Annotated in this window: 11 protein-coding genes; 3 read left to right on the top strand and 8 right to left on the bottom strand. The window is 38.4% G+C overall.

From position 1 onward, the window contains the following. Positions 1-58 precede the first annotated feature (58 nt). The 3 genes from csaB (at position 59) to murJ (ending at position 4216) form a co-directional block, all read left to right on the top strand. Positions 59-1165, top strand: a complete 1107-nt coding sequence (gene csaB / locus DBX25_RS01065; protein WP_108668930.1) for a polysaccharide pyruvyl transferase CsaB — start codon at positions 59-61, stop codon at positions 1163-1165. Positions 1166-1180: 15 nt separating this feature from the next. Continuing rightward, positions 1181-2356 carry a glycosyltransferase family 4 protein gene (locus DBX25_RS01060; protein ID WP_108668929.1) on the top strand — a complete coding sequence of 392 codons (1176 nt, stop codon included), beginning with the start codon at positions 1181-1183 and terminating at the stop codon, positions 2354-2356. Positions 2357-2683: 327 nt separating this feature from the next. After that, positions 2684-4216: a murein biosynthesis integral membrane protein MurJ gene (gene murJ, locus DBX25_RS01055; protein WP_108668928.1), complete on the top strand. Its 1533-nt coding sequence runs from the start codon at positions 2684-2686 to the stop codon at positions 4214-4216. 396 nt (positions 4217-4612) lie between these two features. Here the strand turns inward: murJ and DBX25_RS01050 are convergent, their stop codons facing one another. The 8 genes from DBX25_RS01050 to DBX25_RS01015 form a co-directional block, all read right to left on the bottom strand. Beyond that, positions 4613-5017: a hypothetical protein gene (locus tag DBX25_RS01050; protein WP_108668927.1), complete on the bottom strand. Its 405-nt coding sequence runs from the start codon at positions 5015-5017 to the stop codon at positions 4613-4615. Positions 5018-5036: 19 nt separating this feature from the next. Beyond that, entirely contained in the window at positions 5037-7025 is a 1989-nt protein-coding gene (locus DBX25_RS01045; protein WP_108668926.1) for an S-layer homology domain-containing protein, read from the bottom strand. 237 nt (positions 7026-7262) lie between these two features. After that, positions 7263-8258, bottom strand: a complete 996-nt coding sequence (locus tag DBX25_RS01040; protein ID WP_108668925.1) for a C40 family peptidase — start codon at positions 8256-8258, stop codon at positions 7263-7265. Between the two features lie 216 nt (positions 8259-8474). Continuing rightward, positions 8475-8858, bottom strand: coding sequence for a hypothetical protein (locus DBX25_RS01035; protein ID WP_108668924.1), 384 nt, complete (start codon positions 8856-8858; stop codon positions 8475-8477). A 197-nt stretch (positions 8859-9055) separates the two neighbouring features. Beyond that, the gene (locus DBX25_RS01030) at positions 9056-9409 is read right to left on the bottom strand and encodes a hypothetical protein (RefSeq protein WP_108668923.1); all 354 of its coding nucleotides are present in this window, start codon (positions 9407-9409) and stop codon (positions 9056-9058) included. Positions 9410-9449: 40 nt separating this feature from the next. Further along, complete coding sequence (locus tag DBX25_RS01025) at positions 9450-10343, bottom strand: helix-turn-helix domain-containing protein (RefSeq protein ID WP_108668922.1); 894 nt, start codon at positions 10341-10343, stop codon at positions 9450-9452. A gap of 214 nt (positions 10344-10557) precedes the next feature. Beyond that, positions 10558-12501, bottom strand: coding sequence for a S8 family peptidase (locus tag DBX25_RS01020; protein WP_108668921.1), 1944 nt, complete (start codon positions 12499-12501; stop codon positions 10558-10560). Positions 12502-12568: 67 nt separating this feature from the next. Next, entirely contained in the window at positions 12569-13957 is a 1389-nt protein-coding gene (locus DBX25_RS01015) for an N-acetylmuramoyl-L-alanine amidase (RefSeq protein WP_108668920.1), read from the bottom strand. Positions 13958-13987 lie beyond the last annotated feature (30 nt).

Below are 13987 nucleotides of genomic sequence, written 5' to 3'. Positions count from 1 at the left end.
AGATGGGTCGTGGGGGAGTTTTTATTTTCTCTACATAACAAAAAGGAGGAACTCTTACTTGAAAATCGTTATTTCTGGCTTTTATGGACTAGGTAACACTGGTGACGAAGCCATCCTGGAATCTATTATAGATAATTTACGCGCGGAGCTTCCGTCTCCTGATATCACAGTATTTTCTCTTTCTCCAGAGCAAACGGCAAAGGAACATAATGTTAAAACGGTATACCGTGGCTGGAGACATGATAATAAAGGAAAAATTAAAGCATTGAAGGATGCAGACTTATTGATTAGCGGCGGTGGCGGATTGTTACAGGATGCTTATCCGACGAAGTTCTTATTCGGCCCGCTTCCTTATTACTTATTGATTGTTTTACTTGCAAAGCTTTGCGGGGCGAAAGTTATGTTTTTCTCTCAAGGGATTGGTCCTGTAACCTCCACTTGGGGAAAAATTTTGATGAAGCTTGCGAACTTAGCTGACTTTATTACGATTCGTGATCAATACTCTAAGGACTATTTGCACAAACTTGGAGTCAATCGTCCTGAATCCGTAGTGACTTCCGACATTGTATTTGCTTTTAAACCGAAAAAAGATGATGCTTGTATCAAGAGCTTGCCTTTACAGGGTGACGAGAAGCTCGTAGCTGTATCGATGAGACCTTGGTTCGAGCATGTGAAGCAATTTGAACAAACGGCTCACATTTTAGACCGTTTAATAGAAGAAAGAGGCGTAACGCCCGTATTCGTTCCGATGGAAGGACACCATGATACGACTGCAAGTAACCATGTCATGTCTCATATGAAGCATGCGGACAAATGTATTATGTTGGGTGAAAAATTCACACCTAATCAATTCTTGAACTTTATCAGCGAGTGTCAGTTAACAATTGGGATGAGATTGCACGCCCTTATTTTCTCTACTCTTTCAGGTGTTCCCCATATTGGAATGAGCTATGATAAGAAAGTAGAAAGCTTATTGAAGCGCAGTGGAATGTGGCCATACTCTTCGGATCTATTTGAAATTAATCCAGACAAATTGACTGAAAATGCGATTATGATGCTGGACAAGCATGATGAGTTTGAAGCGATTGTGAAGCAAAATGCAGAAGTGATGCGTCAGGAAGCATTGCGTAATGTGTACTTATTAAAAGAGAACTTTGAAAAATAAAGGAGGCTGTATCGCATGAAAATTTTAATTGCAACTGCCTACGATTATCCGCATGCTGGTGGCTTGTCCACGCATGTCGCGACACTTCAAGCAGGACTTGAAAGCATGGGCCATGAAGTCGATGTCCTTTCCTTCTCGGACGTCTCGCCTTTATCTCGTAAAATTTTGGCTCAAGGACCTAGTTTTTTACTAAATAAAATGAAAAAAGGTAAAGGAATCATCTGGAGCCATAAAATGCGCCAGCGATTCCTTAAAGCCTTGATTGAGAAAAATAAAGATAAGAACTATGACATTATTAATGCTCAAGATCCGTTTACGACTTTGGCTGCGTTGGAAAGTGGAATTCCGACAGTTTCGACAGTTCACGGATATATGACGTTTGAATCCATTAGTAAAGGTTCGATGGATGAAGGCAGTGCTGAAGCGAACGAAATGCAACGCGTAGAGGTTGAAGCGTATAAAGGCACTCGTAAAATTATTACGGTGGATACTCGATTGAAGAATTACGTGAAAGACTTATCTGGTGTTGAAGGAACAGCGATTCGTAATTTTATCGATATTCATTCCTTTAAGCCTAATGCAGCTCAGAAAAATGAGTTTCGTCGTAAACATGGCATTGCTGAAGATGCGAAAGTGTTGTTCTGTCCACGTCGTTTGACGAAGAAAAATGGGGTTATCTATCCTGCTCTTGCGTTGCCGGCTGTTGTGAAGAAATATCCGGATGTTCATTTGATTTACGCGGGTAGCGGTGAGGCGATGAACGAAATTAAGGAAATCGTCGCGCGTGAGAAATTAGAAAAGAACGTGACGTTGCTTGGTGCAGTTGCCCACGATTTAGTAAAAGAGTATTATGCGTTGTCAGACGTTGTACTTGTTCCAAGTGTTTACTCCGCTGGGGTTGAAGAAGCGACTTCAATCTCCGCTTTAGAAGCAATGGGTTCTGGATCTCCGTTAATCGCCTGTGCGGTTGGTGGGTTGAAGGAAATCGTCGATCCGGATGTGGATGGCATTTTGGTTGAGGAGAAAAACGTCGAGCAGCTTTCTGACGCGATTATCCGCTTGTTGGACAACCCTGCAGAAGGCGCAGATATGGCGGCAAAAGCCCGCACGAAGATTGAACAGGAATATTCCCATATTGCTGCTGCGAAAAAGTACTTAGAAATCTACGAAAGCGCCCTATCTGGACGTTAAGTTTGACAGGCCCTGCTCTCTTATGAGGGTTAGGGCTTTTGTTTTGGATGGATTTGCGGGCTTTTTGAAGCTTTTCATTGATTCACTTTGATTTTTCTTTTGATTTGTATTTGTTTTTCGGATTTTCGATTCTTAGTGATGATTTACGTTTTTTAGAGAAAATTTCCGCTTCATACTGGGTTTTTTCGTTTTTACTGGAGATTTGCGTTTTTTTAGCTTAGGTTTTCTTTTTTGATTTGCGCTTTTTATGTGTCTTTATATTACTGGTTTCGATTTTTAGCACTCGATTGTGCTTTTTACCTTACTAAAAGAGAGGTGCGATTGCACTTGTCCACTTTAAAAAAGACGGCCATATGGATTACCTTATTGGCCTTGTTTCTAAAGCTTTCTGGCTTTTTGCGTGAAAGCATTGTTGCACGTCAATTTGGTGCAACGGAGTTTACGGATGGTTATTTATTGGCATTTTCTTTCATTACTTTAATTGTTGCGATGATATCTGGCGGATTTAATAACGTTTTCCTGCCGATGTATGTGAAGCATAAAAAGGATCGTGCGGAGGAAACGGAACGGAATGCAAATGGCGTTATGAATGCGACTGTAATGATCTTTTTAGTCGTTTCAGTAGTTGGTGCGATTTTCGTTCCTTATTTCGTTCCATTTATCTTTGGTAATATGAGTCCTACGACAGAAGAAGTAGCTGTCAAAATGACTCGCTTATTCTTTTATGCGATGAGTGGGATTGCGTTGAACGGGATTCTAGAGTCATACTTGCAGGGTCGTAGAATTTTTGTACCAGCACAGATTTCTAAGATTTTAGCAACTCTGATGGGTGCAGTATTTGCGATTTTGTTCTCGGAGCAGATGGGGATTTATAGCCTTGGATATGGTTTTATTTTCGGAACTGTCGTTGGGATTTTCATTCAATTTTATTATTTATTGAAGAGCGGATTTAGTTGGTCACCTACTTTACTAGTAGAGACTGACTTCAGAAAAGCCTTCATTGCATTGATCATTCCATCTTTATTGAATTCTGTCGTTGGACAAATCAACATGTTCGTCAACAAAGCTTTTGCTTCAGGAACTGGTGATGGCGCCGTTACGTATTTGAATAATGCTTCATTACTTGTGGCGATTCCTAATACCATTTACGCTACCACGATTGCGGCAATCATTTTCACCTTGTTATCTGAACAAGTCGATGACAAGAAAAAGTTCCAGAATACGATGCATATGGGGATGATGATTTCCCTGGTTACATTACTACCAATTGCGGTTGGATTGTTCTTGCTTGGTAAAGAGGCACTAACCTTCATCTATCAAGGTGGAGAATTTACAGCGGCTGATACGCAAAATACGTATATTGCACTTGTATTGTACTTGCCGATGATTGTGGCTCAAGGGCTGCAGTTTATTGTATCAAAATCAATGTATGCACGTGGAAAAACGGCTACAATCTTTAAGATTTCTGTTACGACGATTGCGTTGAATGCATTGCTGAATTGGTTGATTGTAGATGATCTTGGATACCCCGGACTTGCGGTGACGAGCTCAGCCGTAGCCATTTACTATTTAACGATTTCCAGCATTGTAGTTTATAAGGACTTTGAGCGAAGTGAAATTACTCGTTTGCTGACACTTTTCGTTCGAGTATTAGTACCAACACTTCTAATGGCTGTACCGATCTATTTATTGAAGGAGTTCACGATTGTTGGAGAACTTCATTACTTGATTCGTCTTGTTGGTTTAGGATTGTTGGGAGTTGTGCTTTATGTGGCAGGTTTATACCTGTTCTATCGTGAGGCGTTCCGACAATTGTTAGCATTGGTTAGACGGAAAAAGGGACAACCAAATAAGTCCTAGAGGTGTAAGCGCGGGGTTTAGGATCCCGCGCTTTTTTCGTTTCGGGGGGCTATTTGGTAAAATATAGTGCTGGTTCGGTAATAAATGGGGACGGTTCGGTAATAAAACTGCTTGGTTCGGTAATATATCTAGTGGGTTCGGTAATTTCCAAGTCCCTTCATGGATATTGCACAGTCAAATAAGTCACAGAGGTGTAAGCGCAGGGATTTAGACCCCGTGCTTTTTTCGTTCCGGGGGGCTATTTGGTAAAATATAGTCCCCGTTCGGTAATAAATTGCGACTGTTCGGTAATAAAACTGCTTGGTTCGGTAATATATCTAGTGGGTTCGGTAATTTCCAAGTCCCTTCATGGATATTGCACAGTCAAATAAGTCACAGAGGTGTAAGCGCAGGGATTTAGATCCCGTGCTTTTTTCGTTCCGGGGGGCTATTTGGTAAAATATAGTCCCGGTTCGGTAATAAATGGCGACCGTTCGGTAATAAAACTGCTTGGTTCGGTAAATTATCCAGTGGGTTCGGTAATTTCACCGTTCCTTCATGGATATTGCACTCAAATAAGTCATAGGGGTGAAAGCACGGGGTTTTGGATCCCGCGCTTTTTTTGTTCTGAGGGCTATTTGGTAAAATATCGTGCCAGTTCGGTAATAAATAGCGTCCGTTCGGTAATAAAACTGCTTGGTTCGGTAAATTATTCAGTGAGTTCGGAAATAACCTCGCCCATAAATCGAAAAAGGTCCCCAAAGCCAAGCTTTCGGGGACCTTTTCTACAATTTTTGACAAAATTCGGGTGGTGACAGGCACCTACAAGGGCACCTAAAAATTACTTCACATACGAAAGCTCTTTTACGTATAGAGAATATGTGTATCCGAATTCATTTTCGTTTGAGTCGGATAGGATTTGGTGCCAGATTGAGCCGTCTGATCTTGTTTCGTTTGCCAGTATTGCTACTGGATATCCAGGAGTTGGGTAGGCAAATTGGATGTTTCCAGTTTCAACAACAGGAGTATTTCTCACTTTTAAGTCATTGGCTGTTGTTAAACCGATTTTGTATGGAGTTGGATTGTTTAATAGATCCTTTCCACCTAGTTCTTTATCTAGTTTGAAGATGTGTCCTGCTGCTTTTTGTCCCCAGTACGGGTCAGACGCGTAGCGAACATTAATACCTTTAGCTTTATTTCCTAGCATTCCACCGTTTGCGTAAGCACCTGTTAGTGGAATGTAGTTTTTGTTTAAGAAGCTTGTAGCTAGTGTAGTTATATTTTCTTGAATCGAAGTGAAGTACTTACCAGTAGGATCACTATCATATACGTATAAACCTATGATGTTGTTTTTCACCTGAGCCTGAGGCGACATCCCAAAATCACTTTCATTGATGGCAATTCCCAGAACCATTAATCCATTGATTTTATACGTTTTTTCGAACTCTTTTAAGATAGAGCCGATTCCGATTAACTTACTTAGCTTGGTAGCATCCTTATAACGGATGTATGCAACTGGGTCACTATTGTAAAGGTTTTCTTTTTCAATCAGCTTTTGAGCAATGTAAGTATCGATTTCTTCAGCTGTATAGTTGGTTTTTGTACGAGCAGGAAGCATGCTGAAGTATTGATATACTTGCGTTCCAACCGCTGCTCCATTTTCATTAGTAAAGTTTGACCCATCCCAGCTATAGTATTTTTTCCCTTGTTCTAAGAACGATGGTGCTTTTCCAAATACATAAGCTACATAGTTATTTTTTTGCTCTTGATATAAATGATGAACTAATTCCCCACTAGCATTCACAGAATAGTATGAGCGTCCCTTCATCATTGCCTTAGGAACAAGATTCGCTTCTTCGTGCTTGATATAAGCCGTTTTTCCTGCAATTTTTACAACTACTTTTTTTTCATCAGAGCTAATGTATTGCAACTCAGTGCCTTTTTCTACACCGCCATTATGAGTCTTTAAAGCATCACTTGTATAAAGTAAAGTCACTTTTTCTTTTACTGTTGGAACGGAAATGACAATTCCACTCGACATTTTGATAATTTTGTCATTATATGTAATGACCTGAGTGCTCGCATTTGTTATGGCTTTATCAGCTTCTGCGAACGTCCCGTATTGCTTTGTACCGATTGTTATTTTCCCATCTGAACTGACAGTCGATACACGATATGTATTTAATCCATAATCAGGATTAGATTCCTCATCATCCTTCTCAGCAGCTGTAATCATACGTGCAATAAAAGCGGCCGCTTCTGCTCTTGTAGCAGTCTTTTTAGGAGCAAAACGGAATGTTCCATCTTCATTTGGGATACCCATAATAATCCCAGATCCAACCATATATGTAATTGCCCATTTAGAAATGGAGGAAGTTATTTCGTGATTATCTGAAAAATTCATGGTTCCTGCAGTTTTGGAAATCTTAAGGTAATCCAAAGATTTATTAATCATTACCGCCATTTGTTCACGTGTTACAGGTTGATCAGGTCCAAATTTCCCTCCTGATAAGCCTGTTACGATACCTGATTGTGCCGCAGCATTTATGCCGAATGCAAGATTAGATGTAATCGCCACGTCTGTAAAAACATGGGGTCCTTCCGGAAGCTTTAATGCACGTGCTAAAAAAGTGGCAAACTGCCCTCTTGTTACTTCGTCTCCAGGTGCATATTTATCGGGTCCATACCCATAAATGATGCCTGCCTCAATCATGGCGCGCATTTCTTTCTCAAGCTTGATTCCTGTAATATCATCTGCAAATGCTGACTTAGCCGGCAACAGTGAAAGTAATAGAGCAAAACTCAGAAACAATGAAGCTAGTTTTCTCATTTCCTTCTCCCTTCATGAAGCTTTCTCTTTTTTTATAACGTTGTCATTCTATTTTTCTATCGACAAAGTTCTACTACTATTTTAACAAAAATTCCATTTCTGGTAATAGTAATTAATGGAATTTATCAGAAAATGAGGTAAATAATACTATATTCGAATAAAAAAGAATGCCAATGAATGGCATTCTTTTTAGGTCAGGCTTTATTATTTTACGAGTTTACGAAGGTGGTTTTTTTATTAATGGACACTTATAGCATTGTAAATCCCCGCAGAGAATTCTCCACGTAATGCAGGATCCGTTACACGGAATGTTTCTGTTTTGAAGCCATTTGTTTTATCAATATAATTCATGATTACGATAGCGTTATATGCCCAATAGTTTGGGTTGATGTCGGAATATGTATTTGGCATCGATGATATCGTAACAATTTCATTTAAATTAAAAGCATTTTGGATAATGACTGCCATTTGTGCTCTTGTCATAGTTTCGTTAGGACGGAATGTTCCATCTGGGAAACCATTAATCACACCTAATTCTTTAATGGCTGCAATGTCGTTTGCAAAACGATTGGAGCTTGGAACATCTGGGTAAGAAACTGAGTTCTTAGGTTTGTGATTTAAAACTCGATTGATAATGGCAGCAGCTTGTCCCCTTGTCACTTCAGCTTCAGGGCGGAAAGTTTGATCTTCAAATCCACCAATGATTTCTTGGGAACTTAATACTTTCACTGCTTCATATGCAAAATGTTCAGACGTTAAATCTTTGAATTCTCCACTAATATTGCCGTTTAGTGCTAACACTCTCTTTGCACCTGTATACTTTGGACCCCAGTAGGAGTCATTCAAGGATGCAATAGAAACACCCTTACTTGTTGTTGCACTAATAAATTTATTATCTCCCACGTACATTCCAGAGTGGGAAATTCCTGCTTTGTATGTATTAGAGAAAAATACTAAATCTCCAGGCTTTAAATCCTCTTTTTCTACTTTTGTACCTACTGTGAATTGATCAGCAGCTGTTCTAGGTAGTTTTATCTCTAATTGTTTGAATACGTAAACTAAATATCCGGAGCAATCAAAACCACTCGTAGTTGTTCCCCCCATTTGATAAGGAACACCTAAATATTGTTTTGCGAGAGTTACTACTTCATCCTCTGTGTTCGCCTGTGTAACGATTGGTAGTTGTGCTAGTAAGAATACGACGGCAAGAATCGCATACAGATGTTTTTTCATAGTATTTTTTTCACTCCGTTTTTTATCAATAATTTTCCGTTTATGTAGAAATACATTGAATTGTACTATTATTCTATCAAATGATGTATGTCGATTACTTTACGTTTGTGTTACAAATAGTAGAATTAGGATTATTTATAGTAAATGCGGGTAATTGTTTTATTTATTTTAGAAAAAAATAAAAACCACGCTTCTAACTTCTTCGTGGCGCACATATCATTCCGCTCTTACCAATTTAAAGAAGCTCTTAAATCTAAATCCTAGCTTTTTTCTCATATCGACAATTTCGGAAGATTCAGCGTGTAAGTATCCACATGAAAAGCAGCATCCTTTAAAATCGATTACTTGTATCATTTTATTGATCAAATCATTCTCATTTTTAAAATTCAAGCTCATTTCATTTTCCACTGTCCTTCTAATCTTCATCAACAAATCTAATGGGGCATTTCTCAGAAGTAAAATATCTTCTACATTGTATAAAAAATCCGCATGATTTGATTGGATTTGATATTTAATAGAATGAACACTCTCTTCAAAATCACTTTTCCGAAACAAGACATCATAACATTGTGGACAATACTTTTCATGGAGACTACTCAACCGTCACCCTCCTACCCAACTAATTCGATGTGAACAATTTCATAATAAATCATATTTCCTAATTTATTCTAGGTAAAATTGTCCTATTATTTTAAAATTCTGATAATAAAAAGGGTAACTCTTCCCAGTATCTGACCTCACTTGATCAAACACCTTAGAGTCACCCTCAATAAATTTCTTCTAAAAAATACAGACTATTAAACTAGAGTACTAGCTATTGAAATACTATGACGCGTTGGCATTTCTGCTAGTTGAATGCTTGGTGTTATGCTGTGGCGTGTCGGCATTTCTGCTAGTTGTATACTTGGCGTTATGCTATGGCGTGTTGGCATCTCTGCTAGTTGTATACTTGGCGTTATGCTATGGCGTGTTGGCATCTCCGCTAGTTGTATGCTTGGCGTTATGCTGTGGCGCGTTGGCATCTCTGCTAGTTGTATGCTTGGTGTTATGCTATGGCGTGTCGGCAATTCTGCTAATTCCACTCGACTCGTACTTGCTGTTCCTAAAATACCTAATGCAAGTGTGGAAACTAATAATATCTTTTTCTTCATAAAAAAATCTCTCCTTTTTTTAAAAAAATGAATTTAATTACTATTTAACTAGGTTTTCTAAATCTTGTTTAACTATATTGCCCAAATTTTCATTTTGTTGTAATTCAAAGACTTGAAGAGATTTTGTGAAATTCTCCCTTGCTTTGTCTATATCTTGGAGATTGACAAAATTCAGTCCTGATTGATAAAGGAATTCACCAAACAGATACAGGTCTTCATCGTCAATGCATTGAATAATTCCTTTTTCACTATAGATAAGTGACTCTTCAAATCTAGTCATTCTAGATAGAGACTGAGATAAGCCAAAAAGTGCCCTTAATCTTATTCGAGGATCTGATAATCCTGGAATCATCTCCATGTTATCTAGTACTTGTTTAAATATATTAATAGCCTTTTCAAAATTGGAGTCGTCTTTTTCAATCAGTGCTATCGCCAATAAAATCTCATTTTCTCTTTCAGTTAGCCCTTTTTTATGGGGGTTTGTGATTTCTATGGCATCGTATAGCATTTTAATTGAATACTCTTTATCCCTTTTTCCATGCTCTGAAAGATAATACAAACAAATCGCTTCATGCCATAAGAGAAATTGCTTATTAGATGGTATTCCGAATAAAGGGTTCTCTTTTTCTTTTTGGACAATTTCATTAATCGCATAATAATTACGTTCTCGCTTATACTTAAAAATTAAATTTATAACGGCAGTTACATAATTAATAGAGCTTGCAGAGGCATATACAAAAAAGTCTGTAATTTCGACATTTAATTTATTCGCGAACTTAAACAGCTGTTCAATGGTTGGATCTTTTTTTCCTTTTTCAAACCATTCAAGTTCGTCTTCTTCACAAATTCCTTCTGCTAGCTGTGGTCTGCCTATTTGCTTATACTCTCTTAATGACCGTAGTATTTCACCAATGTTCCCGTAGTTTTCATTCATTAAGTTTTGCTCCTTTTTCAAAGATTAGATAGTCGGAACAATTACTAGTCTTTATTGCTTTAATATTCAAAACTTTAAATCTATTTTATCATACCTTTTCCCTATCGCTACCGCCATTTGGACTATTATTTGGAATCTTATATACAAAATGACTAAGTCTTTATACCTATTTCAATACAACAAAAAGGACCCCTTACACTAGGGGTCTCTCTAACTATTTAAATACGGGTTCTATCGCTTTTGATAAAAATACCGCATAAGTCGAACGAGTCATATATTCGTATGGTCGGAATGTTCCATCCGGATAACCTAGTGTAATGCCTGCCGATGCGATTTTTTTGATAGACTCATTTCCTGACACTTTTTCATTTACGTCTGAAAACGAAGCTGTTCCTTCTGACAGTTGAAAGGCATTTGCAATGAGTATACTCATTTCCGCTCTTGTCACGTAACTATTTGGACGGAATGTTCCATCTGGGAAACCATTAAGAAGTCCCTCTTCAAATGCGGACTGGATCATCCCCGAAGCAAAGCTTTCAGAAGATACATCTTTGAAGTTTGTGTTACGTTTTGTCCCATCATATTTTAAATGATTACCCAGCATCATAACCGCTTCTGCACGAGTCACGTTCTTATAAGGAGCAATTTCTCCATTTTGATATCCGTTCATGATTTTCATTCCGTTTAAAAATACGAGATTCCTTGTGAACCATAAATCATTTGTCAAATCTGGAATGAATGGATCATCAAGCGCTACAGTCAGATTACGGGTTTGTGATTTCATTTCTCCACTTTGATTTACTGGTACAACCGAATAATTAACGCTGCCCTTCACACCATAATCCAGAACCTCTTGATCTTCATTATTTTTATATATCATTTGTCCATTTCGATAGAGATTATAAGAGAATGCATCTTCTGGTAACGCTGTGATTGTAAGCTGGATTTTTCCATTAGGACTTAAGGTTGCTGCAGCATTTGTTATTAGTTCTTCTTTAACCTTTGTATCTGGTTGAACCAAGCCAAATCCATATTTCACATCACGTCCAGGGCTACCTAAGTCTTGTGCATTGTTTTGTAATAATTGACGAATCTGTATATTCGTAAACTCGGGATATTTTTCACTATATAATGCTGCCATCGCAGTAACAAAAGGTGATGCCATGGAAGTCCCTGTCATTCTAGCATATCCGTCTACTGGTCCACTATCATCTACATTTAATGGAACGGTACTGATAATACCGGAACCTGGTGCTGTCAATTCTACTTCTTTACCTACTGAAGAAGATGTTAGAATTTGCTTATTTGAATCAATAGCCGATACACCGATTACTGACTCAAATTTAGCAGGATAAAGAACATTTTCTTCTTTTCCCGTTGTATGTTCTTCGTTCCCTACTGCTGCAATGACTAGAAGCCCTTTTTGGTAGGCCTTATCAATCATTGTTTTCATCGCACGATCTTGATTGGGTGTTGTTAAGCTAAGATTAATGATATCCATTTCATTTTTTATAGCCCAATCGATTCCTGCCATGATGGTCGAACCGCTACCTATTCCCTTCTTGTCTAACGCCTTTATTCCATATATGCTCGCATTAGGGGCAACGCCAACGATACCAATCTCATTGTTCTGCGCTGCAATAATGCCAGCCACATGTGTTCCATGACCATTTTCATCCATGTATGAATTGTCACAAGCAGAAGGTGTAAGGACTGTATCCAACACACAGATTCCACCTGCAATTTTCAGATCTGGATGGTTATAGTCAACTCCTGAATCAATGATAGCAATTTTGACACCTTTTCCCGTTAAATTTGCGGGAACCATACTCTTGACGTTTATCGCAGTATGCCCCCACCCAACGGTTTGTCCTTCTATTTGAACAAGCTGATCTTCTTTAATCTCTATAATAGAATTCTCGTTCTTTAGATTTTCCCAATACAATATAGGTACATCAGCTGTCACAGCACTGATAGACTCATATTCATTCAGTATAGTAGCGTTATATTTTTGTAACAATTCATGATTGATACTTTGTTTAAAAAGGATGTTTGCTCGAATCGTATCCTGTTCTGCAGATAGAGCTGGAGCGGGTATTAACGATAGCAAAAGCAATAAACAAAAGTTGATTAGGATGCATTTAGACTTTTTCATCATCTATCTTATCCTTTCATGGCGATTACAGAAAAAGGAGCCTATTATAGTAGACTCCTTTTCTTTCATTTTATTGTACTACATTATAAAGTTTTGAAACATCATGTCCATTATATTTATAGTAATCTAGTATTCCTAAGTAAATGCCTTCAGCTGCTCGCTGTCTCCATAGAGGTGAGCGTAGCTTGTCATTATCAGGCTTGTAGTCGATGAAACCAAGCTCGGTTAAAACAGCTGGCATTGTATTTTCACGTATGACATGGAAATTGCCTCTTTTTACACCACGATCATTTAATTCTAGTGCTACTAGCAATCTTTTTTGGATAAATGTAGCTAACACTTTGCTGTCCTCTGCATATGGATTAGTAGCTGCAGCGCTATAATAATAAGTCTCGGTTCCATTTGCACTTCCGTTATACGCATTTGCATGAACGCTTACAAAAATATCTGCATTGACTCGTTTCGCAAATGCTACACGGTCATTTAATTCAACCTTTTCATCCGTTTCTCGTGTTAATTTTACAGGGAAAGGCGTTTGTAACAGAAGCTCTTTTAATCGTAAGGAAGTATCTAAAACAACATTACTTTCAAATATACCAAAACCTACAGCACCTACATCCGGATATCCATGGCCAGGGTCAATAACGATGGTTTTCTTTGCAATTGCTTGTTCATAGTCATCCGCCAAGTATGCTCCATGAGCAAAACCTTCACCGGATTCCGTTTTAATATACAGCCATTCTCCTACTTTATATGCCACTTCAACCTTTGTTTTTGCTAAAATGTTCGTCACCTTTGGATATTTCGTTGAAGGGCCCGTACGAACATTCAAATCAGAAGAGATGACATATTTTTCACTTGAAAATGAAACCGTAGGGACGAGTCGTAATTTGTAATCTATCGATCTAGCTAAAAACACCGAGAAATCCCCACGGACGATGGGCATGTCTGCACCAAATGAACCGTCGACCATTCCTTGAGCAATTCCTCTCGTTTTTAGGGCCGAAGCTGCACCTGAAACCGTGTTATTAAATGAGTAATTGAAAGCTTTGCTAATCATAATTGCCATTTGACCTCTGTTGACTGGGTCATTGGGATGGAAGGTTCCATCTTTATAGCCTGTAATGATTTTTTTCTCAACAGCTGATTGTATGTAACCAGAGGCAAAGTTTCCAGGACCGACATCTTTGAACTGAGTAGTTCTAGGGTCTCCATTCAAATTGAGCGCTCGCCCAATCATTGCCGCTGCTGCAGCTCGTGTGACGATGCTATTTGGCTTAAAATAGCCACTCGTATTTCCAGTGACAATTGCACCTTGGGACAAATACATAATTTCCTTGTATGCCCGATGAGTTGTGCTCACATCTTTAAAAGTTGTGGCGGCCTTTGACGAGTTATTGAACGACAGAGATAGTACTGCAGCAAGAAGAAAGCACAGTAGTAGTCTTGCAGTTTTCATCTGTTTATCTTTTCCTCCCTTAACTATTTG

Origin of the sequence: Peribacillus acanthi, from assembly GCF_003073175.1 — a bacterium.
Taxonomy (GTDB): domain Bacteria; phylum Bacillota; class Bacilli; order Bacillales; family DSM-1321; genus Bacillus_BN; species Bacillus_BN acanthi.
This window is presented reverse-complemented; position numbering and strand designations above follow the sequence as displayed.

Coding starts and splice junctions, on each gene's coding strand:
- DBX25_RS01060 (WP_108668929.1), top strand. CDS start 1,181: ATGAAAATTTTAATTGCAACTGCCTACGATTATCCGCATGCTGGTGGC.
- DBX25_RS01045 (WP_108668926.1), bottom strand. CDS start 7,025: ATGAGAAAACTAGCTTCATTGTTTCTGAGTTTTGCTCTATTACTTTCA.
- DBX25_RS01040 (WP_108668925.1), bottom strand. CDS start 8,258: ATGAAAAAACATCTGTATGCGATTCTTGCCGTCGTATTCTTACTAGCA.
- DBX25_RS01030 (WP_108668923.1), bottom strand. CDS start 9,409: ATGAAGAAAAAGATATTATTAGTTTCCACACTTGCATTAGGTATTTTA.
- DBX25_RS01025 (WP_108668922.1), bottom strand. CDS start 10,343: ATGAATGAAAACTACGGGAACATTGGTGAAATACTACGGTCATTAAGA.
- DBX25_RS01020 (WP_108668921.1), bottom strand. CDS start 12,501: ATGATGAAAAAGTCTAAATGCATCCTAATCAACTTTTGTTTATTGCTT.
- DBX25_RS01015 (WP_108668920.1), bottom strand. CDS start 13,957: ATGAAAACTGCAAGACTACTACTGTGCTTTCTTCTTGCTGCAGTACTA.